The organism is Streptomyces sp. NPDC005811 (assembly GCF_040630405.1).
Classification (GTDB): Bacteria; Actinomycetota; Actinomycetes; order Streptomycetales; family Streptomycetaceae; genus Streptomyces.
The window spans coordinates 51,426-74,103 of record NZ_JBEXXK010000054.1 but is presented as its reverse complement, the minus strand read 5'-3'; the positions used below and the strand labels follow the sequence as shown (position 1 = coordinate 74,103).

20 protein-coding genes are annotated in these 22,678 nt (G+C 70.7%); 7 read left to right on the top strand and 13 right to left on the bottom strand.

Annotation, left to right across the window (positions count from 1 at the left end; translation table 11 throughout):
* The first annotated feature begins 99 nt into the window (after positions 1-99).
* Positions 100-1,098: a LacI family DNA-binding transcriptional regulator gene (locus tag ABZ490_RS41015; RefSeq protein WP_359002487.1), complete on the top strand. Its 999-nt coding sequence runs from the start codon at positions 100-102 to the stop codon at positions 1,096-1,098.
* A 59-nt stretch (positions 1,099-1,157) separates the two neighbouring features.
* Here ABZ490_RS41015 and ABZ490_RS41010 read toward each other — a convergent pair whose 3' ends face one another.
* The 5 genes from ABZ490_RS41010 to ABZ490_RS40990 form a co-directional block, all read right to left on the bottom strand.
* Positions 1,158-1,997 (bottom strand): ATP-binding cassette domain-containing protein, encoded by an 840-nt coding sequence (locus tag ABZ490_RS41010; protein WP_359002485.1) that lies wholly within the window; start codon positions 1,995-1,997, stop codon positions 1,158-1,160.
* Positions 1,994-3,742: a dipeptide/oligopeptide/nickel ABC transporter permease/ATP-binding protein gene (locus tag ABZ490_RS41005; RefSeq protein WP_359002482.1), complete on the bottom strand. Its 1,749-nt coding sequence runs from the start codon at positions 3,740-3,742 to the stop codon at positions 1,994-1,996. The genes ABZ490_RS41010 and ABZ490_RS41005 overlap by 4 nt, the downstream gene beginning before the upstream one ends.
* On the bottom strand, positions 3,739-4,680 hold the full coding sequence (locus ABZ490_RS41000; protein ID WP_359002480.1) for an ABC transporter permease: 942 nt from the start codon (positions 4,678-4,680) through the stop codon (positions 3,739-3,741). Before ABZ490_RS41000 ends, ABZ490_RS41005 begins: the two co-directional genes overlap by 4 nt.
* A gap of 9 nt (positions 4,681-4,689) precedes the next feature.
* Entirely contained in the window at positions 4,690-6,246 is a 1,557-nt protein-coding gene (locus tag ABZ490_RS40995) for an ABC transporter substrate-binding protein (protein ID WP_359002478.1), read from the bottom strand.
* Positions 6,247-6,494: 248 nt separating this feature from the next.
* On the bottom strand, positions 6,495-7,502 hold the full coding sequence (locus tag ABZ490_RS40990; RefSeq protein ID WP_359002476.1) for a LacI family DNA-binding transcriptional regulator: 1,008 nt from the start codon (positions 7,500-7,502) through the stop codon (positions 6,495-6,497).
* A gap of 207 nt (positions 7,503-7,709) precedes the next feature.
* Between ABZ490_RS40990 and ABZ490_RS40985 the strand changes: the two genes are divergently transcribed.
* A complete protein-coding gene (locus tag ABZ490_RS40985) occupies positions 7,710-8,486 on the top strand; it encodes an alpha/beta fold hydrolase (RefSeq protein WP_359002474.1) in 777 nt (258 codons plus the stop codon).
* Positions 8,487-8,647: 161 nt separating this feature from the next.
* Here ABZ490_RS40985 and ABZ490_RS40980 read toward each other — a convergent pair whose 3' ends face one another.
* The 3 genes from ABZ490_RS40980 to ABZ490_RS40970 form a co-directional block, all read right to left on the bottom strand.
* Positions 8,648-10,159, bottom strand: a complete 1,512-nt coding sequence (locus tag ABZ490_RS40980; protein WP_359002472.1) for a glycoside hydrolase family 43 protein — start codon at positions 10,157-10,159, stop codon at positions 8,648-8,650.
* A 76-nt stretch (positions 10,160-10,235) separates the two neighbouring features.
* Positions 10,236-11,702, bottom strand: a complete 1,467-nt coding sequence (locus tag ABZ490_RS40975) for a cellulose-binding protein (protein WP_359002470.1) — start codon at positions 11,700-11,702, stop codon at positions 10,236-10,238.
* A 108-nt stretch (positions 11,703-11,810) separates the two neighbouring features.
* The gene (locus ABZ490_RS40970) at positions 11,811-12,881 is read right to left on the bottom strand and encodes a LacI family DNA-binding transcriptional regulator (RefSeq protein ID WP_359002468.1); all 1,071 of its coding nucleotides are present in this window, start codon (positions 12,879-12,881) and stop codon (positions 11,811-11,813) included.
* Positions 12,882-13,102: 221 nt separating this feature from the next.
* Here ABZ490_RS40970 and ABZ490_RS40965 point away from each other — a divergent pair, with 221 nt between their 5' ends.
* The gene (locus tag ABZ490_RS40965) at positions 13,103-13,282 is read left to right on the top strand and encodes a hypothetical protein (protein WP_359002466.1); all 180 of its coding nucleotides are present in this window, start codon (positions 13,103-13,105) and stop codon (positions 13,280-13,282) included.
* A 78-nt stretch (positions 13,283-13,360) separates the two neighbouring features.
* On the opposite strand, the gene ABZ490_RS40960 is transcribed toward ABZ490_RS40965, so the two are convergent.
* Positions 13,361-13,813, bottom strand: a complete 453-nt coding sequence (locus ABZ490_RS40960) for a VOC family protein (RefSeq protein WP_359002464.1) — start codon at positions 13,811-13,813, stop codon at positions 13,361-13,363.
* A 21-nt stretch (positions 13,814-13,834) separates the two neighbouring features.
* Between ABZ490_RS40960 and ABZ490_RS40955 the strand changes: the two genes are divergently transcribed.
* The 3 genes from ABZ490_RS40955 to ABZ490_RS40945 all read left to right on the top strand — a co-directional run bounded on the left by ABZ490_RS40955 (position 13,835) and on the right by ABZ490_RS40945 (position 15,522).
* Positions 13,835-14,437, top strand: a complete 603-nt coding sequence (locus tag ABZ490_RS40955; RefSeq protein ID WP_359002462.1) for a CGNR zinc finger domain-containing protein — start codon at positions 13,835-13,837, stop codon at positions 14,435-14,437.
* Between the two features lie 5 nt (positions 14,438-14,442).
* Positions 14,443-14,838 carry an SRPBCC domain-containing protein gene (locus ABZ490_RS40950; protein ID WP_359002460.1) on the top strand — a complete coding sequence of 132 codons (396 nt, stop codon included), beginning with the start codon at positions 14,443-14,445 and terminating at the stop codon, positions 14,836-14,838.
* 318 nt (positions 14,839-15,156) lie between these two features.
* A complete protein-coding gene (locus ABZ490_RS40945; protein ID WP_359002458.1) occupies positions 15,157-15,522 on the top strand; it encodes a hypothetical protein in 366 nt (121 codons plus the stop codon).
* Here ABZ490_RS40945 and ABZ490_RS40940 read toward each other — a convergent pair.
* Together ABZ490_RS40940 and ABZ490_RS40935 are read right to left on the bottom strand one after the other, a co-directional pair.
* Positions 15,459-16,355, bottom strand: a complete 897-nt coding sequence (locus tag ABZ490_RS40940) for an alpha/beta hydrolase (RefSeq protein ID WP_359002456.1) — start codon at positions 16,353-16,355, stop codon at positions 15,459-15,461. The two genes, ABZ490_RS40945 and ABZ490_RS40940, sit on opposite strands and share 64 nt — an antisense overlap.
* Before the next feature lie 119 nt (positions 16,356-16,474).
* Positions 16,475-17,245 (bottom strand): NAD(P)-binding domain-containing protein, encoded by a 771-nt coding sequence (locus tag ABZ490_RS40935; RefSeq protein WP_359002454.1) that lies wholly within the window; start codon positions 17,243-17,245, stop codon positions 16,475-16,477.
* A gap of 223 nt (positions 17,246-17,468) precedes the next feature.
* On the opposite strand from ABZ490_RS40935, the gene ABZ490_RS40930 reads away from it, so the two are divergent.
* Positions 17,469-18,110 (top strand): TetR/AcrR family transcriptional regulator, encoded by a 642-nt coding sequence (locus ABZ490_RS40930; protein WP_359002452.1) that lies wholly within the window; start codon positions 17,469-17,471, stop codon positions 18,108-18,110.
* A 33-nt stretch (positions 18,111-18,143) separates the two neighbouring features.
* On the opposite strand, the gene ABZ490_RS40925 is transcribed toward ABZ490_RS40930, so the two are convergent.
* The gene (locus tag ABZ490_RS40925; protein WP_359002450.1) at positions 18,144-21,122 is read right to left on the bottom strand and encodes a family 78 glycoside hydrolase catalytic domain; all 2,979 of its coding nucleotides are present in this window, start codon (positions 21,120-21,122) and stop codon (positions 18,144-18,146) included.
* 229 nt (positions 21,123-21,351) lie between these two features.
* Positions 21,352-22,623, bottom strand: coding sequence for an extracellular solute-binding protein (locus ABZ490_RS40920; RefSeq protein WP_359002448.1), 1,272 nt, complete (start codon positions 22,621-22,623; stop codon positions 21,352-21,354).
* Positions 22,624-22,678: the final 55 nt, after the last annotated feature.

Genomic DNA, 22,678 nt, shown 5'->3' with positions numbered 1-22,678 from the left:
TTTCACTTACGCGTGCCAGTCAGGTGATCTGGCAGGTAAGCTAACGGCGGCCGTGGGCTTTGACAAGGGACGGGACCGAGGGCGGGGCAGGTGACCGGGGTGTCCGAAGGCAGACGGGTGACCAGCGCGGATGTCGCGCGGGAAGCCGGGGTCTCCCGGGCGACCGTGAGCTACGTCCTCAACGACACCCCGCACCAGAAGATCGCCGAGGCCACGCGACAGCGGGTCTGGGAAGCGGCGGGCCGGCTCGGTTACGCGCCCTCGGCTGCCGCGCGGGCCCTGCGGATGGGGCGCTCGGACATCGTGCTCGGCCTGCTGCCGGACTGGCCCATCGAGCACGTCCTCGGGCGGCTCATCCAGCAGCTGACCAACGCCTTCGCCGAGCACGGGCTGACGTTCGTGGTGCATTCGTCGGCTCGCCCGGCCCGCCCGTTGCGGGAGCTGTGGAAGTCCATTTCACCGGCCGCGGTGCTGGCGCTGCAGGAGTTCGCCGAGCCGGAGGCCGACGCGATGCGGGCCGCCGGGGTCGAGGTGGTCATGGGGATGCACGGATCGATCCCGGGCGAGAAGCGGGCTCCTCTGGTGTCCGAGCAGCCGATCGGCTCGGTCCAGGCACGGCACCTGGCGGCATCGCACCGGCGGCTCGGCTACGCCTACCCCGACCTGCCGGAACTCGATGTCCTGGCGCAGCCGCGGCTGGACGGCGTCCGCAAGGTCTGCGCCGAGCTGGGCCTGCCCGAGCCCGACGTGCGGACGGTGCCCCTGGATGCGCGGGGTGCCGCCGAAGCGGTGCGGGCGTGGCTGGCCGAGGAGCCGGTGGTGACGGGTGTGTGCGCCTTCAACGACGACGTCGCCCTCGCGGTGCTGGCGGGTCTGGGGCACCTCGGACTGCGCGCCCCGCAGGATCTGGCCGTGATCGGCGTCGACGACATCCCGCACGCGTCGCTGGCGCAACCGCCCCTGACCACTGTCTTCCGCGACACGGACACCATCGCGCGGAACATGGCCCGCCGTGTCGTCGACACCCTCGGCGGGAAGACGATCCCCGCCGAGCCCGTCCAGGACGAGCTCGGCATCCGCATCAGGCAGTCCGCCTGATCGTCAGGCGCCGCCCGCCACGTGGAGCCCGTCCCTGGTCGGCGAGCGACGCGGCCGGCTCATCGCGCGCTTGCTTCGAGCTCCGCACGCTGCCGACGGCGGGCGCGTTGCAGAACGGGGTCCGGGACGGGTGCGGCCGCCACCAGTCGGCGGGTGTACGCGTGCTGCGGCCGGTCGCACACGTCGGTACTGGCTCCCTCCTCGACGATGCGTCCGTGCTGGAGCACCAGGGTGCGCGCCGCGAACTCCTTGACGACGGCGAGGTCGTGCGTGATGAACAGGTACGAGCACCCGAGCGTGTGCTGGAGTTCGGCGAGGAGGCTCAGGGCGGCGGCCTGCGTGGTCACGTCGAGGGCGCTGGTCGGCTCGTCACAGACGATGATCCTGGGCCGGCGGGCCACCGCCCGCGCGATGGCGATCCGCTGACGCTGGCCCCCGCTGAACTGGGCCGGGTAACGGTCGACCGCGTCCTCCGGCAGACCGACGCGGCGCAGCAGCTCGGCGATACGGTCGTGGACCTCCTGGCGCGGCAGCGGCGAGCCGGTGAGCAGGGGCTCGGCCAGGGTCCGGCCCACGGGAAGCGCCGGGTTCAGGGAGCCGTAGGGGTTCTGGAAGATCGCCTGGAGGTCGGTGGACAGCAGTCTGCGGGCACGGCCGGTGAGGTGGGTGATGTCCCGCCCGTCGAGCAGCACCCGTCCGGCACTGGCCGGGGTCAGTCCCAGGACCGCTCTGCCGATGGTGGTCTTGCCCGAGCCGGACTCGCCGACGAGCGCGACCGTCTCGGCGCGTCCGACCTCGAACGAGACGTCTTCGATGACCGTGGTCGGGGGCTTGCGGAAGCCGCGGGACGGGTAGCGGACCGCGAGGCCGTCGAGTTGGAGTACGGGATGTCCGGTCACGCGGTCCTGCCCTCGATTCGAGCGATGCTGGGGGTGCTGTCGATGAGTTTCCTGGTGTAGGGGTGCCGGGGCCGGTAGAAGACGTCCTCGACCGGGCCTTCCTCCACGATCCGGCCCTTTTCCATCACGATCGCGCGGTCGCAGGTGTCGGCGACGACCCCGAGGTCGTGGGTGATCAGGATGATCGCCATGCCGCGTTCGTCGCGCAGCGTCCGGAGGAGGTCGAGGATGCCCGCCTGTACCGTGACGTCCAGTGCCGTGGTGGGTTCGTCGGCGATCAGCACCTTCGGGGAGCCGGCGAGGGCCATGGCGATGGCGATCCGCTGGAGCATGCCGCCGGACAGCTCGTGCGGGTGCCGACGCGCGACGTCGTCGGCATCGCGCAGATGGACGCTGGTCAGCAGCTCGCGGACCCGTGCGTTGACCGAGGCCTTCCCGCCGGGGAGGTCTCCGGTGCGGCGGACGACCTCGGCCAGCTGCGAGCCGATGGTGAAGTACGGGTCGAGGGCCATCATGGGTTCCTGGGACACCAGGGCGATCTCGCGGCCGCGAACGCGCTGCAACTCCTCTTCCGGCAGGCCGCTGAGGCGCCTGCCGCCCAGCCAGGCCGAGCCACCCGTCACCGCCCCGTTGGGGGGCAGCAGCCCCAGCAGCGACAGCCCGGTGACCGTCTTTCCGCTGCCGGACTCCCCCACGAGGCCGAAGATCTCGCCCGGGCGCACGCTGAAGCTGACGGAGTCGACGACGTCGCGCTGTCCCTGCCCGGTGGCGAAGGAGATCGAGTAGTCCCGGACGGTGAGCACGGCCCCGTCCGAGGGGGCGGTGTCGTCCTGGCCGACCGCTGCGGGCACCGGTCGCCGCAGCCGGCCGCCGGTGGCCCGCCGCCGGTCCTGCTGGAGGTCGCGCAGGCCGTCGCCGAGCAGCCCGAAGGCGAGGGTCATCAGGCCGAGCACACCGCCGGAGACGAGAAGCAGGTAGGGGTCCTGTTCCATGACCTGCGCGGCGTCGAAGACCATGCCGCCCCAGCTCGGGGCGGGCGGTGGGGTGGCGAGGCCGAGGAAGCCGAGGCCGGTCTGGATGGCGAGGGCGTTGCCCGCGAAGAGGCAGATCGGAACCAGCAACTGCCCGGTCAGACCGGGGATGATGTGGCGTGCCATGATCCGTGCGGGGCCGAGCCCGGAGACCCTGGCGGCATCCACGAACAGTTCCTCGCGCAGCGCCAGGCAGGAGCCGCGGATGAGTCTGGCGAGGTTGGCGGAGGCGAAGAAGCCGAGTGTGATCATGGCGGCGGCGTTGCTCTGGTGGAAGATCGCCAGGACGGCCAGCGTGACGATGACCGCGGGTACCGACAGCATCACATCCAGTACGGCGACGATCACCCGGTCGGTCCAGCCGCGCAGGTAACCGGCCACGAGGCCGAGCGTCGAGCCGACGGCGGCGTAGACGAGAACGGCCAGGCCGACCCCGACGAGCGTGGGCCGTCCGCCGTGGAGCAGCCGGCTCAGGACGTCCCGGCCGAGGCCGTCGGTGCCCAGGGGATGGCCGGCCGACGGACCGGCCTGCGCATGGAGCAGGTCCTGCGCGAGCGGCGGGTGCGGGGCCAGAAGGGGGGCGAGGATCACGGCGGTGGTGATCCCGACGACCACGACGAGCGCCGCGGCGGTGAGAGGACGGCGCCAGATCCCGGCGAAGGGATGGTTCCGCGCCCGCGGCGGCGCCGTGGCGGGCGGCTCAACTGTGGTCATTCCGTACGCACCTTGGGGTTCAGGAGGCCGTAGAGGACGTCGACGAGCAGGTTCACCGCGATCACCATCACCGTGAAGGTGAGGGCGACGCCCTGCACGACCGGCAGATCGTGCTGGTTGGTGGCGTTGACGACCGTGGTGCCGAGGCCGGGCAGGGTGAAGACGTTCTCGATGAGGATCGTGCCCGGGATGAACGTGATCATCGTGAGGCCGATCGTGGTCACCACCGGGAGCCCGCAACTGCGCAGCGCGTGCTTCCAGATGAGGGACGAGGGCCCGATGCCGCAGGCTCGCAGCGTTCTGATGTGGTCGAGACCGAGCGTGGACAGCATCGCGTCGCGGGTGACCTTGGCGATGAAGGCGATTCCCCCGATCGAGAGAGCCACCACGGGCAGGACCAGACCGGCCGCCCACTGCCCGGGTGACTCGGCGAACGGGGTGTAGCCGGTGGCGGGGAAGACGGCGAGCTTGACGGCGAACAGGGCGACGAGCAGCAGCGCGATCCAGAAGTTGGGCAGTGCGCCGCCCAGCAGGGACACCACGTCGACCGTGCGGCGGACGACCCTGCCACGCGTCGCGCTGTACACGCCGAGCAGAACGCCGACCAGGGCCGCGAGCCCGGTGCCTCCGATCACCAACGCCAGTGTCACCGGCAGGCGTTGTCCGATCAGTCCCAGCACGGACTCGTCGGTGAACAGGGAGGTGCCGAAGTCACCGTGCAGCAGGGCGCGCAGGTAGATCCCGTACTGCGCGACGACGGGCTGGTCGAGATGGAGTGCGGCCCGCAGCGCGTCGTACTGGTCCTGCGTCGCGTTGAGGCCGAGCAGCGTGCGTGCCGGATCGCCCGGTACGAACGACTCGAGAAGGAAGGTGATCGCCGAGACGACGAGCAACAGCGGTACGGACAGGGCCAGTCTGCGGAGAATGATCGGAAGCATCGGTCCTCGTCACCGGGAGGTCCACAGGGTGTTGGAGGTCACGAAGCCGCTGCCCGGGACGAACGTCACGCCCTTGAGCTTGGCCTTGTACATGACGATCGTGTCGGCACCGGACACGGGCAGGGCGAGCGCCTTGCGCGTGATGACGTCGGTCAGGGCCTGCGCGGCGGGGCCGGCGGACTGCTTGTCGGACGCGGCGAGTTCGGTGAACGCGGCATCGACGTCCGGGTCGTCCACACCGAAGACGTTCATGATGCCTGTCTTGGTGAACCCCGCCTGCTGGGCGTAGAAGTTCTCGTCGCCGCCCTGGCCGGGCGACAGCACGGTGGCCGCGAACTTCTTCGACAGCAGGTCGTTGATCCAGCCTCCGAAGTTCGTGGCGGCGCTCAGCTTCAGGCGGACGCCCACCTTGTCGAGTTGGTCCTGCACGGCCTGGACCAGCTTGGTCGTCGAGGGATCGAACGAGCCGTAGTTCACGGGGATGGTCAGCCCCCTGGCGTAGCCCGCCTCCGCCAGCAGCTTCCTGGCCTTGGCCGGGTCGTGGTCGTACATCTTCGCGGCCTTGGAGCTGTAGCCGTCGTAGCCGGGCATCGCCGGCTGGGAGACCGGTGTCCCGTAGGCGCCGTAGACCGCCTTCGTGATCGCCGTGCGGTCGACGGCGTAGTTCAGCGCCTGCCGGACCCGCTCGTCGGCCAGGCCCTTGACGACGGTGCCGTCACGGTCGAGGAGGAACAGGCCCGCCCAGGTGGTGGGCTTCTTGATCGTGGCGATGGAGGAGTTGCCGGCGACGGCGGGCGCCACGTCCGCGGAGCCGTACATGAAGTCGATCTGTCCGGACTTCAGCGCCTGCACCTCGGAGTTGATGTTCGGGATCACCCGGACGGTGATCTTCTTGAAGTGGATGGCGGACTGGTCGTAGAAGTTCTTGTTCGGTACGTAGACGTAGTGGTCGCCGGAGACCGACTCTGCGGCGCTGTAGACGTACGGTCCGGCGCCGAAGGTCGCGGAGGCCAGCTTCTTGGGCGCTTTCAGCCCCGCGGGGCTGATGACGGCACCGCCCAGGAACGCGGGCGTGAACAGCGCTCCCATGTCCGGGTTGGGGGTGGGGCTCTTGATCACGACAGTGGAGCCGTCGGGCGTGGAGAAGGTCAGGGGACGGTAGTACGAGGCCGCGGGCCCGCTGCCCTTCTGGAAGTACGTCAGGGAGGCCACGACCTCCGCGGCGGTGAGGGGGGTACCGTCCGCGAACTTCGCGCCGCCGCGCAGGTGGAGCTTGAACGTGGTGTTCCCGCTGCCGACGTAACCCCATGTGTCGGCCAGCCCGGGCGCGAGGGCGCCGTCGGCGTTGCGGGTCAGCAGCGAGGCGTAGGCCGGGTCGAGGTAGTTCACGAAGGGGCCGGTGGCTATCTGGGCCGGGTCCAGGCTGTTGGGCGCCGAGGACATGCCGATCGTCAGAGTGGCCGGTCCGGAACCGCCGCCGCCGTTGCCGTTCCCACCGCCGCAGGCGGCGAGCGTGAGCGCTGCGACCGCTCCGATCGAGGCGTGGAGGACGGTTCTTCTCTTCATCGAGGTCTCCGTTGTGTCGGCAGGGTGCGGCTCGGCGCATCGCTGCTCGAAAGGGGTGATGTCGGCGCGGATCCCGGTGGCCTGATGCCGTGGACCGTCTTCGGAGAGCGCCGCCGGGGTGGGAAACTTGCACGTTTCACTTACACGTTTAATCCGGTGCCGGGTAACGTAACTGCGTCGCCCGCATTGCGCAAGGGGTTCACGCGGGAGACGGCGTCGGAGGTTCGCCGCGCGCCTCCGCACCGGTGTCAGGCGGACGTCCGCACCAGCACCCGTAGCGGGTCCCGCAGCGGATCGACGGGGATCCGCCGTCCGTCGAGGGCGTCGACGAGGCGCCGGGCCAGACCGCGCGCGAGCGCGTCGGCGTCTCGGGCGACGGTGGTGAGCGGCGGCTGCGCCAGCGCCGCCGCGGGAGTGTCGTCCACCCCGATCACGGCCATGTCGTCCGGTACCCGCAGGCCCAGCGACCGCAGAGCGACCAGCACGGACAGGGCGACGGCGTCGTTGAAGGCACAGATGCCCGTCACCCGCGGTTCTGCGGCACGCCACGCCTTCACCGCCGCCGCGGCCCCGTCCGGGTCGAACGGGATGACGCGGACATCCGGCTCCGGCAGGCCGAGTTCGGCACACACCCTGCGCACCCCGTCCAGCCGCGGCCGGGCCAGCACGCCGAGCCCCGCCAGGTCGGGGCAGGCGTAGCCGAGCCGATGGTGCGAGGCGGCGAGGTGTCGGGCCTGTGCCGCTCCGATCGGCTCCTCCGACACGAGAGGGGGACTGTTCCGGCCGCGCCCGGAGCCGTGCACCGCCATGACGACGTCGATCCCCGCGGCCCTCATGGCGTCGGCCTCGGACTCGGGAAGCTCGTCCAGCGCCAGCACGGCCACCGGAGTCAGGGCTTTCCAGATCTCCCGGACGGGGCGGGCGGGCCGAGCCGCCGAGTGCACCAGGAAGGTGAGCCCGTGTTCGGCGAAGGCGCTGGTCAACTGCTGGACGAGGCGGCCGAGGACATGCTCGATCGGCCAGTCCGGCAACAGACCGAGCACGATGTCCGAGCGGCCCTTGCGCAGTGAGCGGGCCGCCGCCGAGGGGGCGTAGCCGAGCCGGGCCACGGCTTCCCGGACCCGCTCCCGCGTCGTCTCGGAGATCTTCTGGTGCGGGGTGTCGTTGAGGACATAGCTCACGGTCGCGCGGGAGACCCCGGCCTCCCGGGCGACATCCCCGCTGGTGACGCGTCTGCGACGGGATGCCCCGCTCATGGATCCCCCTCCGGCGGACGTCTTGCCAAAGCCGGCGGCTGCGGCTAGGTTCCCCGCTCAGAGTACATACACGTTTAAGTGGCTCGAGTAAGTAACGGACCGTGACTCCGGCCGCCACCGTCTCCGGTGCCCAGGGGACGAGGCGCGACAGCAGTTCACCGGCCTCCGCACCCGCCCCGTACCCGACACGACCCGAAAGGCGGCCATGTGATCCGCCCTCATGCGTTTGTCCACAACGGTCTGATCCTGCGCTCCACGCTGCACATCCCGGACCGACCGGCCGGAACCAGATGGCCGACCGCCGTGTTCGTCCACGGCTTCACCTCCAACCGGCTCGAACTGCCCGACTTCGTCACGATGTCCCGGCTGCTGGAGGCGCACGGCATCGCCTCGGTCCGGTTCGACCTCTCGGGCCACGGCGAGAGCGACGGCGACTTCTTCGACGTGACCATCACCGGCGAGATCACCGAGACGCATGCCGTCCTGGGCGCCGTCCGCGGATTCGACTTCGTCGACCCCGAGCGGATCGGCCTGGTCGGCATGAGCATGGGAGGCGTGGTCGCCGGCATCGTCGCGGCGGAGGATCCGGGCATCGGCGCGCTGTGCCTGTGGTCACCTGCAGCGGTCGCCCCCTTCGAGATCGGCAGGGGCCGGCTCAAGGGGCGCAGTCTCGCGGCGGAGATCGAGGAGAAGGGGTACTTCGACGCCGACGGCCACCGGATGAGTCCCGCGCTCGTCGAGGACATCGCCGGTCTCGACGTCTACGGACGGTCCGGCGCCTACGCGGGGCCGGTCCACATCCTGCACGGCGGCAAGGACGAGATCGCTCCGCTCGCATACGTCCGCCGCTACCTGGACCACTACGACGGCAACGCCCGACTCGAGGTCGTCGAGGGCGCGGACCACGCCTGGGGCAGTGTCCCTCACCGTACGGCGCTGCACCGGTCGACCTTGCGATTCCTTCGCAGGCACCTCCAGTCATGACGACGTCGAGCTTGCGTGGCTCCCCCGGACCCGGCCGGCGGCTGAGCCGCACCCGGGGTCCGGTCCCCCGGACGCGGCCCGCCGTGCCCTGACACACGGCGGGCCGCTCGGCCTGCCCGCCGGCGCCGGGGCCCGGGCCGCCGAGCCTCCGGGCCTCCGGCTCAGTGCGCGCCTGGCTCGTAGTCGAACCAGTCGAAGTGCACGGTGCCTACCGAGGCGTACATGCCGATCACCCGGCCGGTGAAGCCTCCCGCGACCTCGGTGGACAGGTACCGGCCGTCCAGTCTCGCCAGCTCGACGAACCCGCCCTCCCTGTCCTCCACCCCGAGCACGACGGTGTCGGGGCCCTGGCGCGCCTCCGTGACCTCCCGCGTGGCCACCACCTCGATCCTGAGCACCACCGGACCGCCGTCCGAGGGGCGGGACGCCACCACCGAGCGCAGCGGTCCGATCCGGGCGATCACACGCACCTCGCCCGCGGTCGCCTCGATCCCGTAGTGGTGCCGCTCGTCGAGCCGGACGGCGAGACCACCGTGCCCCTCCGCCGGGTCGGCCAGCGTCCGCGCGCGACAGGACAGGTCCTGCTGGCGGCGGCCGACGAAGACGACCCCCGGGTCGTCGAGCGACGCGCCCCGGGCGCGCAGGCTCAGCCAGCCGGCCCGCTCCTTCGTCGTGCAGTCCTCCGCGGACCGGGAGCGCGGGGAGATCCAGGCCGGCGCGAGGTCGCTGAGCTCGAAGTCGTCACGGACCGGCGGGGCGACGGGCTCCCGCAGCGGCCAGGGGGGCGGGGCCAGGTCGGTCGTCACCTCGCCGACGACCGGCCAGTCGTCGATCCAGGTCACCGGGGCCAGGAAGGTCTCGCGGCCGAGGACGTGCCAGCCGGGCGAGCCACCGCCCGGCCGGACCCCGAGGAACACCATCCACCAGGAACCGTCGGGCCCCTGCACCAGGTCCCCGTGGCCGGTGTTCTGGACGGGGTGGTCGGTCCCGCGGTGGGTGAGAATCGGGTTGGCCGGGCACGGCTCGAACGGCCCGTCAGGGGTGCGGCTCCGGGCGATCGAGACACCGTGGCACCGCTCGGTGCCTCCCTCTGCGATCAGCAGGTACCACCAGTCGCCGATGCGATACAGGTGTGGCGCCTCCGGGGCCTTGGCACCGGGCGGCCCGGACCACACCCGCCGTGGCTCGCCCAGGGTCTCCCCGGTGAGCGGGTCGATACGGACCTGGCTCACCCCCGCCACGGTGCACCAGCAGGTGCCGTCGTCGTCCCACGCGAGGTCGGGGTCGATGCCCCGCACCCCCGGCAGCCGGATCGGGTCGGACCAGGGACCGGCCGGGTCGGTGGCGGTGAACAGCAGATTGCCGTCGGCGCTGACATTCGTGACGACCAGCCAGAAGCGCCCGTCGTGGTGACGCAGCGTCGGCGCGTAGAGTCCGCCGGAGGACGAGGAGTCCGGCGGCAGACGGAGTTGGCCCGGCCGGTCCAGGGCGTTGCCGATCTGGGTCCAGTGCACCAGGTCACGGCTGTGGAAGACGGGCACACCCGGGTAGTACTCGAAGCTGGAGCAGGCGAGGTAGTAGTCGTCGCCGGCCCGGCAGATGCTCGGATCGGGGTGGAATCCCGGGATCACGGGGTTGCTGAGGGTGTGGCCCTTCTCTGGCGCGCTCGACAATGCGAGTCCTTTCCTGGGACGGGCCCCGCACGGTGCCGCCGTCGGCCCCTGTTCTCGGGCCGACGGCAGCCGACTGTCAGCGAGCGGGGTGCAGTTGTACGACGGTGATCGAATAGGCCGGTACGGTCTGCCGGGCGGAACTGCCCTGGGCGGCCGAGCCGATCGAGGTGGCGTTCTTCAGGTACGAGTGGACCGTCGGCGTGGCCGTCGCCGGGGTGAACCCGCTGTACGACAGGGTGACCGTGGCCGCGTTGGCGGGATCCTTGTTGATGAGCATGACGTCCAGGTCGCCGCCCGTCCGGCGGACCGCGTGCGCGGAGAGCAGCGGCATCGAACTGCGGGCCTGGACCAGGGAGTCACCGGGCGAGCCCAGCTTGGTGATCATCTGGACGCCGTAGTAGGGCGGGAACGGGGTGTTCAGGGGCGGCTCGCAGGAGGCGCCGCTGGAGAGGATCCCGCCGTCGTCGTAGTCGGTGGCGCCCTCGACCGTGGTCACCTTGGAGCAGTCGGTGCCGTTGTGCAGGTTCCACCAGTCGAGGGTGAAGGCGCCGTTCTCCATCCAGGTCAGGTACTCGTCGGGGGCGAACAGGCCGTTGGGCGAGGTGTTCTTGTAGGCGTTGGCGTTGGCCTCGGTCACCGCGATGCCCACGTCGGGGGCGTGGGCACCGGTGTACTGGGCGATCAGTGATCGGAGTGTGGCGGCCATGCCCGGTATCTCGGCCTGGGGTTTGCCCAGCAGGTCGGCCTGGCTGGTGCCGATCGGGTAGTGGTGGACGACCACGAAGTCGATCGCCGGCCCGGCGATGGACAGCACCGTGTGGTTCCAGTCCGCCGGGTCGCCGGGGCCGGTGATGCCGTCCGGCCAGGCGCCCGGGGTGGTCAGGACGGCACCGATCCTGACGGTCGGGTCGACGGCCTTCATCGCGGAGGCGTACTGGAGCAGCTGGGTGGCGTAGGTGGTGGCGGTCTTGCTGGAGTGATGGTCGGTCTCCCAGGTGGCGCCGTACAGGCCGTTGCCGTAGACCTCGTTGCCGATCTCCCAGTACTTCACCCCGTAGTTCTTGGTGAGGTTGGCGTACCGGACCCAGGCCGCGGCCTCGTCGGGGGTTCCCGAGCCGTAGTTGGCGGTGATGACCGGCTGCGCCCCGGTGGCCCGTACCGTGCCCATGAACGTGTCGAACTCCGTGTTGGGCGCGACGTAGCCGCCCTCGACGGTGTGCGTCTGCCAGTGGTAGCCGTCGGCGTAGCCGCCGCCCGGGTAGCGGACCGCGCCGACGCCCGCACTTCTGAGCAGTCCCGGGACGGCCGGGTGGTTCATGGTGCCGTCGTAGACCGCGACGTTCATGCCGACGCCCGTGGCGGGGATACGCGCCGACACACGGCCCGCGTCGACCGAGACGGACGCGGTGATCGCCGTCGCGGCGGCCTGCGCCGACGGCGTCGCGGCCAGGCCCGTGGCGGTGGTGGCGGCCAGCGTCATGGCGGCCGCCGCCCCGATCAGCCGAGTGCGCTGTCTACGGACCTTCTGGACCAACCTCTGCATGAGCCCCTCCCGAGGAGAGAAACTTTCGCACAGACAGCCTGGACAGTTTCCGGTGGAATCTAGCGACAGCCCTCACAGAGGTCAATGTCCTCGCGGTACCCCGCGAGGTCACTTCTCCGGCTTCGGCGGAGCCGTGCTCTCCCGGACCGTCAGGGTCGTGGCGATCTCCAGCCCGAGCTGGGGTGCCTGTTCGCCGCGGCCGAGGGTCAGCGCCAGCTCGGTCGCGGCCACGGCCATCTCGGTCAGCGGCTGGTGGACGGTGGTCAGGGGAGGGTCCACCCAGGCGACGACCGGCAGATCGTCGAAGCCGACGACGCTCAGGTCGTCGGGGATGCGCAGGCCGGCCTCCCGGGCGGCCTGGTACACGCCGAGCGCCTGGAGGTCGTTGGAGGCGAAGACCGCCGTCGGACGTTCCGGCAGGGCGAGCAGCGAGCGGGCCGCGGCGCAGCCGTCCTCGCGGGTGAGAGCGACGTGCACGACGAGCTCCGGGTCGAACGGCAGGCCGGCGGCCCGCAGGGCGGAGCGGTAGCCGTCGAGGCGGGCGGAACAGCACAGCTGCTCCTCGGGTCCGCCGATCATCGCGATGCGCCGGTGGCCGAGTTCGGCCAGGTGACGGGTGGCGGCCCGGCCGCCGGACCAGTTGGTGGCCCCGACGAACGGAACGTCGTCCGGCAGCTCCACGATGGGGTCGAACACGACGAACGGGATTCCCTTGGCCGTCAGCTGTTCCCGCTCGGCCTCGGAGAGCTGCGCCACGGACAGCACGCAGTTCGGGCGCCGGGACACCGTGTCCTCCCAGGTCGGGGTGGTGTCGTGGAGGCCGAACTCGGACACCATGAGGCCGACACGGTGCCGGCGGGCCACACGCTCCACACCGCGGATGATCTCCACCGCCCACATGTCCTTCAGCTCGCGGAACACGAGCTCCACCACGTTGCTCCGGCCCGCCCCGGCCGGCTTGCGGTAGCCGTACCGGTTGATGAGCTCCTCGACCCGGGCCCGGGTGTCCGCGGACACCCCCGACTTGCCGTTGAGCACCTTGGACACCGTCGGCACCGACACCCCCGCCGACTCGGCGATGTACGCGATCGTGACGGACTTGGGCGTGCCCTTCTCCTTGTCGTCACGGTCGGCCGGTGCGTCTGCTGTGTGCTCCGCCAAGGTCGCCTTCCCGATCATCGAACCGACCGCGCCCCGCCGAGGCGTGGGTGCGCCTGGCCATTCTGGCATCTCCGCACCGGCGAACCTGTGGCCTCGGACACCTCTTCATGTTCATTTCTCTGGCGCGCAGAGAGAAACTTTCTCTCGTCGAGTGCCTCGAGTCGATGAGAGACCAGCCCACGTGTCGAACGCTCGCGGCAGGGGCCCCGCAGGGTCCGAGCCACCGGAAGGTGCACGTGATGACGAGGAACTCGGCAGGATTCCTTCGGCGACGGCATCGATCGCGGCGCCCCCCACGCAGCAGACTGGCCGCTCTCCTCCTGGCGATCGCCCTGCTCCCGCTGGCACCCACCACGGCACACGCCGCCGATCCCCTCCCCGCCATCCCCGACGAGACCTCCTGGGGCACCCGCCCGTGACCCGGGCACTCCTCGCTGGCCCTGCACCCGTCCCCCGGTGCCGGAGAACCAATGCTCCGCAGCGGACCGGGGCCGGACTTACGCCACGCAGAACTCGTTGCCCTCCGGGTCCTGCATGATCCACCAGTGCCCGGCCGGCCCCTTGTTCACCTCTCGGACGCGGGTCGCCCCCAGTTCTTCCAGCCTGGCCAACAGCTTGTCGAGGCCGCCAGGTTCGCTGTGGATGTCGAGGTGCAGGCGATTCTTGCCCCTCTTGCCCTCGGGCACGTCCTGGAAGAGCAGCCGTCGACCGCGGCCGACGCCGCTGGTCTCGTCGAATGGGTCCTCGGGGTGGCGGATCGCGGCATAACCGCGGAAGGTCTTGCGGCCGTGATGCTCGGTGACGGCCTTCTCGCCGATCTGGCCGGCGGCCAGCAACTGCTCGATGAGGGCACTGGGGTCTTCCACCTCGTACTCCAAGGCCGCAGCCCAGAAGTCCGCGAGGACGAGTGCGTTCGTGCTGTCGATGACCAGCTTCCAACTCAATGCCATGTAACCAGTTATATTGGTTACATGGACTCCTCTGCAACCAAGGGGCTGACGCTGCACTCCCATGCCGGCGTCGCCTACCGGTTCGACCCCGGCGCGCTGTGCCTGGAACTGCTGACCACCGGCGGCCCCGGCCCCTACCGCCGGTACGAGGTCCTGCACGAGCCCGCCGACCTGGCCGCCTGGGTGGATCGATCGCGGTTGACCCCGACGCCCGCGCTGGACATCTCCGAAGCGGAAGTGGCCGACATGCGAGGGCTGCGCGACGCGCTGTTCCGGGTGGTCATCGCCCACACGCGCGGCGAGCCCTGTCCGCCCAGCGACCTGGAGGCCATCAATGAAGCAGCCGCCCGTCCGGCCATGGCACCCGCCATCACCCCGGACGGAAAGCGACAGTGGGCCGGAACCCTCACCGGCACGCACTTGGCGGCCACCGTCGCGCGGGACGCCGTCGAGCTGCTGACCGGCCCCTTCGCGCACCGCATCCGCACCTGCGCTGCCGAGGACTGCCACCTCATCTACGTCGACACCTCACGCCCCGGCCGCCGCCGCTGGTGCTCCATGGAGCACTGCGGCAACCGCCACAAGGTCAGGGCGCTGCGCGCCCGCCACACCGAGGAAGGATGACCGTCATGCCCACAGGACTCACCAAGGACGCCGGCTGGCAGATCGGCGTGTCCCGCACCCTGCCCCATCCCGCAGTTATCGTCTGGGACTTCATCAGCAGTCCCGAAGGCATCGCCCTCTGGCTCGGCACCGGCGCGGTCCTCACCCCGGAACGTGGCACCCCCTACCGGACGACCGAAGGAGTGGCGGGCGAGGTGCGCAGCTACCGCCTCGCAGACCGCATCCGCGTCACCCACGGCACCACCACGGTCCAGGTCGCCCTCGCCCCCGCAGCCGACGGAGCGCGGACGATGCTCCGCTTCCACCAGGAGCACCTGGCAAGCGCTGAAGAGCGCGAACGGCAACGGGCGCACTGGCAGCACGTAATGGACCAGGTCGCCACCGCCCTCGACCGGCAGTGACAACGGCGCGCGACACCTGACCGGAGACCGACACGTACCGAGACGTCGGCCTCCTCTCACAAACGACCCTTTACCAGAGCAAGATCAAGAACGGACCGCCGAGCCGGGACGGACCCCATTCCGAGACTTGCATCGTGCGAAAATCCGGACTCGTGCCGGACCGTCAGCAGCCTTCCTCAACCGACCGGTCGGACGCGGACCACGTCGAACAGCACGCCTGTGCGAAGTGTGACGCGCGGCCCGGCTGAAGAAGGCACTGCGGGTGCCGCCCCCGGCGCCCATCGGCCCGGACCCGCTCGCCGTAGCTTCGGGAGAACCATGCTCCACCTGCCCACCGAGAGCCAGAAGTGGCCGCTGCAGTATGTGCTGCTCACGTACGTCAACCGGAGCAACGGCCTGCCGGGCTCGGTCAACGGCGGCTTCGGGAACGCGCACGCGCAGACCGCGCCCCGGTCGCTCCAGATGGCCGTGGTCGTCCTGACGCTGGTGCCGCTGCTGGTCGTCTACCCGTTCATGCAGAAGCACTTCAGGACGGGCATGCTCACCAGGGCCGTCAAGGGCGGACGTCCGCGCCGGGGGGAGTGGGTGGTGTCGGCCGGGTCGGCTGCCGGGCCGCCCGGTCAGCGCAGGAAGGCCAGCAGTGCCTTCGTCAGGGCTTCCGGGGCCTCCTCGGCCAGGAAGTGACCGGTCCCGGGGATGACCAGTCCGGTGACGTCGGTGGCGAGCAGGCGCATGACCTCCTCCGGGCCGGTGCCGGTGGCGTACTCGCCGCCCATGGCCAGGACGGGGATGCTCAGCGGGCCCTCGTCGCGCCAGCGCCGGACCTGCTCGGACCATTCGTCGAGGCCGCGGTAGTACTCGAAGACGGCGTGCAGGGCGGCGGGGTCGCGCAGCAGGTCGACGTAGACGTCCACGGCGTGCTGCGGGATGGCGTCGGGCCGGGCGGCCTTGGTGGCGAACTGGTGGCCGAAGTAGATCTCCTCGCGTCCGGCGACCATGCGTTCGTTGATGTCCGTGAGGCGGTTGAAGGCGAAGTGCCACAGGAACGCGTTGGTGGCCGCGTCCGATATCAGGGGCGGGGACGGGGAGAGCCCAGGGAGGACGGACTCGCCGACGGCGAGACGGGTGACCCGGTCGCGGTGGGTTGCGGCGAGGGCGTGAGCGACGTTCATGCCGAGGTCGTAGCCGGCGACGGCGAAGCGGTCGTGGCCCAGAGCGGTCATCAGGTCGGCCATGTCGGCGGCGAGCGTGCCGAGGGTGTAGCCGGTGGCGGGTTTACCGCTGCCGCCCAGGCCGCGGACGTCGGCGGCGACGACGGTGAAGTGCTCGGCGAGGGCGGGCATGACCAGGCGCCAGTGGTACCAGAACTGCGGCCAGGCGGGCAGGAGCAGCAGCGGCGGCCCGTCGCCGCCGACCACGGCGTGAAGGGTCAGCTCACTTGTCTTGACGGTGTGGCTGGTGAACGTGTCGGCGAACCCGGCGGGCAGGTGCGGCACATCAGTGACGGTGAACGGCATGGTGGGGTCTCCTCGTGGCACAGGGATGGCACATCGAGTCCCGTCGGCCGGGTCCGTGCTCGGCCGGGAACTCCAGGCGGAGCGGGTGCGTCGGACCGGCAAGGGGGCTGATCAGGGGGTCAGGCGAGTGCGCGGTCGGCGGTGAGCTTGCGGGGGGTGTCGGCGAGCAGGGTGCGCAGCTGCGCTGCGGGCAGCGGGACGCCCGCGTCGGCCGGGGGCGGCGTCTGGGGCATGGTGCCGGAGCGGAGGGCCTCGCCCAGCTGGGCCCAGAAGGCCCGCATGGCGTCGGGGTCGGCGGAGTAGGGCACCGCGTAGGGGTCGGTCTCCGGTTCGAAGCGCCAGCCGTCGGCCAGGGGGCCGGCGTCGACGGTGTCGAAGCCGAGCCGGCTGATCAGGTCGGCGGCGCTCGCCTTGGCCTCGGGGTCGTCGCCGGCGATGGGCAGGGCGGTGCGGTCGGCGGCGCCCTCGGGGCGGGCGAGTGAGGGGATGTGGAAGTCGCTGATGCTGCTGAACGCCTTGACGAGCCTCGCGCCGGCCAGGTGTTCCTGGACGAGTTCGCCGGTGGTGGTCCTGCCCGTGTCGAGGGCCTCGATGTGCCCGTCGCGCATCGGGTAGTAGTTGATCGTGTCGAGTACGACCTTGCCCGCCAGCGCGGCGACGGGAAGCCGCCGGTAGGCGGCCAGCGGGATGCTCACCACGATCCAGTCGCCCGCCCGGGCCGCCTCCTCGGGGGTCGCGGCACGGGCCCGCTCGCCGAGCTCCGCCACCGTCTCGGCCAGACTCTCGGGGCCGCGGGAATTGGACAGTACGACATCGATTCCCGCCGCGACGGCGAGCCGGGCGAGGTTCGTGCCGATGTTGCCGCTGCCGATGAAGCCAAGGGTTGCCATGGAGGGGGTCTCCTCATCTCGCGGACCGTGGGGTCCGCCGGTGGGTGCTGTAGGGAGCCGGCTCAGGCGGAATGGGGCAGGCGAAGGCCAGGGCCCTCCGCACCATCAAACCGGAGCAAGTGCTCCTCTTGAAGGTAGCACAACCGGAGCGAGCGCTCCCCTTAAGTCCGGCACAACCGGAGCGGGCGCTCCGAAATGCACGATTCCCTGTACCCTGAATGCCGTGACCCTCGCCGAGCAGCCGACCCCCGCACCCGCGCCGCGCGGCCGCCGCGCCGACGCCGAACGCAACCGTGCCGCGATCATGGAGGCGGCCGGTGCCGTCTTCGCCGAGTACGGCGGCGCCGTCGACGTCCGGGAGATCGCCCGCCGCAGCGGCGTCGGCATGGGTACGCTCTACCGCCACTTCCCGACCAAGGACGACCTGCTCCTCACCGTCCTTGAACAGCAGTTCGGCTCCTGGCTCACCGCCGCCCACCAGCAGGCCACCGCCACCGAGGACCCCTGGCAGGCACTGGCCGGGTTCTTCGAGCAGATGCTCACCACGCAAGCCGGCAACCGCGCCGTCGTCGAGAGCTACACCACCAGAGGCGGCCCCACTCCCTCCTGCGCCCAGCGCTGCTACACCTTCATCGACGAGCTGCGCACCCGCTGCATGGACGCCGGCCTCCTGCGCCCCGACGTCACCACCGACGACCTGGTCCTGCTCAGCGGCTCCCTGAGCCAGGCCGTCCTGACGACCGGCGACAGCCACCCCGGCCAGTGGCGCCGCCTCCTGCGCATCTCCCTCGACGGCCTCAGCAGCCGCAACACCGAACCTCTGCCCGAGCCCGCGACCCCCTCGGATGCAGCCAGGAGCGACTGATCAGGGGACCCTGTTTCTTCCCTTCGCGCGGGGTCAGCGCAGCCGGCTCGTCAGGCGGTACGAGCCCGACGGCAGGCGGTACGAGGCCGTCCCGTCCGTGTGCCCGAGGAACCGCACGCCGTCCGCGCGGGACAGCGGGGTCCGCTCCTCGCGGACGGTCTCGGCCGAGACCGCCGGAAGCCGCAGCGTGGCCTCGGTGTTCGGGGGCACCGTCGCCTCGTAGAAGAGGGACCTGCCCCGGTCCTCGACGCGCCACTCGCTCCTGATCTCGCCGTACGGCGACTCGTGCGCGCCCACGACGTGCGTGATCCTGCCGGTGGGATCGATGTGGGGGTGCAGGAGGAAGTGCTTGAAGCCCGGGCTGTCGGGGTCGCGGGCGATGCCGGCCATGGAGGCGTACATCCATTCCATGATCGCGCCGTAGGCGTAGTGGTTGAAGGAGTTCATGCCGACGGGACCGAAGCCGGCGTCCTGGGACCAGGAGTTCCAGCGCTCCCACACGGTGGTGGCGCCGTTCTTCACCGAGTACCGCCAGGACGGCAGCGTGTCCTGGTGCAGCAGGGCGTACGCCAGGTCGGCGCGGCCCTCGTCGGTGAGGACCGGGGCGAGGACGTTGACGCCGAGGAAGCCGACGGAGAGTGTGTTTTCGGCGTACCTGACCCGGCTGCTGTGCGGGTGTGCCGCCTTGTAGGCCGCGTCGTTGCCGATGTTGTCCGCCAACAGGCCCACAAGAGCGCGGCGTTGGGCCTGCGTGTCGTAGAAGCCGAGTTTCAGCGCCCACAGCAGGGCGGTCTGGCTGTTGTCCTCCGTCTTCTCGTTCGGGTCGGCGCCGGGTTCGATCGGGGAGGCGTCGCCTAGGCTGGACCTCAGGGTGACCGTGGCGCCCTCCGCGACGAGGTACTTGGTGACGAAGGCCCGCTTGATGTCGGCGAAGAGCTGCTCGTAGGTGGTGGCTTCCGTAGGCCGGCCGAGGGCTTTGGCCATCTGCGCCATGAGCCGGGCGACATGGCCGTAGTAGACGTCACTCATGAGCTGGGCGCTCGTCTTCTGCGGCGCGAGCCAGTCGCCGGTGAGCGAGCCCTGACCCGCGTAGGTGTCGCCGGTCTGTCGGCGGATCCAGTCGAGGTAGCGGGTCATGGCCGGCCAGTTGTCCTCGACGAAGGCCGGATCGCCCGTCATCTGCCACAGCGTCCACGGCAGGACGACTCCGCAGTCGGCCCAACCGCTGCCGCCACCGGGGAAGTTGTAGCGGCCGCCCGGCGCCACTCCGGTGAACTGGGCCTGGTCCGTGCCGTAGAGGGCCTGGGAGTCGACGACCGTGTCCTGGAAGTGACCGAGGAAGGGCGCGGCGTCCACGTTGTACAGGCCGGTGACGGCGAAGACCTGGGTGTCGCCGGTCCAGCCGAGCCGCTCGTCGCGCTGGGGGCAGTCGGTGGGCACCCACAGGTAGTTGCCGCGCTGGCCCCAGCGGATGTTGCCGATCAGCCGGTTGGTGTCGGGGTCGTCCGTGCTGAGCGTTCCGGTCTCGTGGATCGCGGAGGTCGCGACCTTGCCGGTCAGGGAGGCGATCGTGACGGAGTCGGTCGCGGTGACGGACACATAGCGGAACCCGTAGAAGGTCAGCGTGTCCTGGTGCGTCTCGCCGTGCCGGTCGCCCTTGAGGACGTAGGTGCTGGTGGCCTTGGCGCTGCGCAGGTTGGCCCGGTAGACCGAGCCTTCCGGTCCGTCGGCTCCGGCGCTGCTGTCGTTGAGCATCTCGCCGAACCGGAAGGTGACCTGGGTTCCGGCGTCGCCGCGCACGCTGTAGCGGAGCACGCCGACCATGTTCTGGCCCAGGTCGTAGACGGCGGTCTCGCCCGGATCCACGGTCACGGTCGCGGCGGCCGCCCGGCGCGGGTCGGTCACCGTCCGGTCGGGGTCCACCACGACGCGCCCTCTGCCGTGGGGGCTGTCCGCCCGTCCGGCCACTCCGACGGCGACGGTGACCGACTCGGGCCAGCGGTCCCAGCGGTTCATCAGGCGGGCGGACTCGGCCGGAAGGGCGACGAGTCGGGCGCCCGGGTGGCGGGTCTCGAAGGGGACCCGTTCGGTGTCCGACCAGGTGGAGTCGTCGAAGCCGGGGGACGTCCAGCCCGGCAGCTCCTTGCGGGCGTCGTAGGTCTGCCCGTCGTAGATGTCGTCGGCGCGGAAGGGGCCGGTGTCGGTGGCCTTCCACGAGCCGTCCGCCCGGGTGACGACGGTGTGGGTCGTCCCGTCGCCGTAGCGGATGAGCAGCTTGGCCTTCAGGGCGAGGGCATTGCCGTTCTTGGAGTAGTAGGTGCTGCCGTCGGAGATCCGGCCGTTGTACCAGCCGTTGCCGAGGACGGCCGCCAGGGCGACGACCGGATCCTTCGCGACGAGGTGCGTGACGTCGTAGGTGAGGTAGCTGACGCGGGCGTCGTAGTTCGTCCAGCCCGGGGGCAGCAGTTCCCGGGTGGTTCCGCCGTCCTGCGGGACGGTCAGGGGCCGGCCGCTGACGTACGCGTCGTAGACCCCGAGGGCGGAGACGTACAGCCGTGCCTCGCCGACCCGGCCCCGGAGCGGGACCTCGGTGCGCAGCATGGGCGCTCCGGGCGAGTGGGGTTCCTTCCCCGCCATGCCGATCCACTGGGCGTCGTCCCAGCCGGTGACGCCGTCCGTGCTCATCAGGCCCGTCTCGAAGGAGGCCACGGGGCCTCTGCCGAGCAGGCGTCCCTCGGTGTCCCAGACGGTGACCGTCCAGTAGTAGCGGGTCGAGGCTTTGAGGGGCTTGCCCCGGTAGCGGACGGCGACCGACGCGGAGGAGCTCACGCGCCCGCTGCTCCAGAGGTCCGCTCGATGGGCGGACAGCTTGCCGGGAGAGCCGGCCACCAGGATCTCGTACGCTCCCTGGTTCCGCCCGCGTCCGGCGAACCGCATGCGCCAGCCGAAACGGGGGTGCGTGGCGTCCACCCCCAGCGGTTCGGTGCGGTGTTCCACCGTGAGTCCGTACACTGCGTCATCCTTCACTGGGCCGGTGGTCGTGGCTCGGGCCGTCGTGGCAGCGCCCGTCACGCCGACCACCACCGGTGCCGCGCCGGCGGTCGCCGCCAGCAGGGTGCGGCGGCGGAGCCACCTCCACCGTGGGCCGCTGTGCCCGCTTCCTCGCTTCTCGGGCTGCTCATCGTGTCCGTCCCGTAAGTCATGGTCCACGTCATCGTCCTTTCCCTCGCCGGCTGCGCCTTCACGAGCCGGCCTTGTAGTCGGTGTCCATCTCCTTCAGGAGCTTCTCGGGCGTCGACTGCCCGCTGAAGATCTCCTGGAGGCCGCTGAGCATGGTCTGCTGCACCTTGGCGTTGGGCCAGCGCTGGTCCATGAACGGCACGGTGCGGTCCGTGGTGATGAAGGTGGAGAGCTCGGTCAGCGACGGGTCGGCCCGGTAGCCGGTGTCCGGGAGGGTGGGCAGGCCGCCCTGCTTCTTGACGAAGAGGTTCATGCCTTCCGGCGACATCACGAAGTTCACGAACTTCAGGGCCAGTTCCGGGTTCTTGGCCTTGGCGTTGATGCCGTAACCGGCGCCCGCCGCGGCGGGCACGAGGGTCTGCGCGGGGTCGTCGGTCGCCGGGAGCGCCTTCAGTGTGAACGTGCCCTGCGGGTTCTTCTGCTTGAGGAGGGCGATCACCCAGTTGCCCTGGACGATGCCGAGCGTCCTGCCGGTGGCGGCCAGCTGCTGGCTGGCCTCGTAGTTGGTGCCCAGGGGGTTCTTCTGGAAGCAGCCGGTCTTCTCCATCGTCAGGTACTTGTCCAGTGCCGTGGTCCACGGCGACTTCGCGAAGGTGGCCTGTCCGGCCTGCATCTTCTCGTCGAAGTCGCGGTCCGGGCCGTAGACGGTGGTGGCGACCAGCGCGTACAGCACGAGCTGGGTCACCCAGTTGTCCTGGTTGCCCAGGGCGAAGGCGGGGGTGCCCTTGGCCTTCGCGGCGCGGCAGAAGGCCAGCAGGTCCGTCCAGGTGTCCGGCGGGGTGAGTCCGGCCTTGGCCAGGGCCTGCTCGTTGTAGACCGCGCCGATGCCGTTCTGTCCGAAGACCGCGGTGTACGTCTTCCCCTCGTACTGGGCGACGCTCTTGATCGCTGCGGGCAGCTCGGCGGCCCAGGGCTGGTCGGAGAGGTCGCGCAGATAGCCCGGCTCGGCCAGCACGTAGGTGGCGCCGGGGTTGCCGTTGCCCGGCCAGACGGACATGACGTCCGGTGCCGTCCCCGAGGACAGCTGGGTGCGGATCTGCTGCTGGTACTGGTCGGCGCCGCTGGTGGTGTAGCGGACCTTGACCCCCGGGTTGGCCTTCTCGAAGGCCTTGACGACGTCCTCGACCGACCCCTGGTCGATCGAGGCCAGGGTCAGGGTCCTGGAGCCGCCGCCGGATCCGCCGGACCCCGCTTTGGTGCCGCCGCTGCAGGCGGCCAGCAGCGCGGCGGCCGTCGTCGTGGCGACCAGAGCGGTGACGGTGTGTCTTCTCATGATGGCTCCCTTGCGGAGAGGAGAACTCGGAGAGGAGAACTCGCGGAGGAGGAGG

Bases quoted from the DNA above. Each gene is read 5' to 3' on its own strand.
- ABZ490_RS40975 (WP_359002470.1), bottom strand. From the start codon at position 11,702: ATGCAGAGGTTGGTCCAGAAGGTCCGTAGACAGCGCACTCGGCTGATC.
- ABZ490_RS40935 (WP_359002454.1), bottom strand. From the start codon at position 17,245: ATGGCAACCCTTGGCTTCATCGGCAGCGGCAACATCGGCACGAACCTC.
- ABZ490_RS40955 (WP_359002462.1), top strand. From the start codon at position 13,835: ATGGACTCCTCTGCAACCAAGGGGCTGACGCTGCACTCCCATGCCGGC.
- ABZ490_RS40965 (WP_359002466.1), top strand. From the start codon at position 13,103: ATGACGAGGAACTCGGCAGGATTCCTTCGGCGACGGCATCGATCGCGG.
- ABZ490_RS40950 (WP_359002460.1), top strand. From the start codon at position 14,443: ATGCCCACAGGACTCACCAAGGACGCCGGCTGGCAGATCGGCGTGTCC.
- ABZ490_RS40920 (WP_359002448.1), bottom strand. From the start codon at position 22,623: ATGAGAAGACACACCGTCACCGCTCTGGTCGCCACGACGACGGCCGCC.
- ABZ490_RS40995 (WP_359002478.1), bottom strand. From the start codon at position 6,246: ATGAAGAGAAGAACCGTCCTCCACGCCTCGATCGGAGCGGTCGCAGCG.
- ABZ490_RS40990 (WP_359002476.1), bottom strand. From the start codon at position 7,502: ATGAGCGGGGCATCCCGTCGCAGACGCGTCACCAGCGGGGATGTCGCC.
- ABZ490_RS40940 (WP_359002456.1), bottom strand. From the start codon at position 16,355: ATGCCGTTCACCGTCACTGATGTGCCGCACCTGCCCGCCGGGTTCGCC.
- ABZ490_RS40970 (WP_359002468.1), bottom strand. From the start codon at position 12,881: ATGATCGGGAAGGCGACCTTGGCGGAGCACACAGCAGACGCACCGGCC.
- ABZ490_RS41005 (WP_359002482.1), bottom strand. From the start codon at position 3,742: ATGACCACAGTTGAGCCGCCCGCCACGGCGCCGCCGCGGGCGCGGAAC.
- ABZ490_RS40960 (WP_359002464.1), bottom strand. From the start codon at position 13,813: ATGGCATTGAGTTGGAAGCTGGTCATCGACAGCACGAACGCACTCGTC.
- ABZ490_RS41000 (WP_359002480.1), bottom strand. From the start codon at position 4,680: ATGCTTCCGATCATTCTCCGCAGACTGGCCCTGTCCGTACCGCTGTTG.
- ABZ490_RS40945 (WP_359002458.1), top strand. From the start codon at position 15,157: ATGCTCCACCTGCCCACCGAGAGCCAGAAGTGGCCGCTGCAGTATGTG.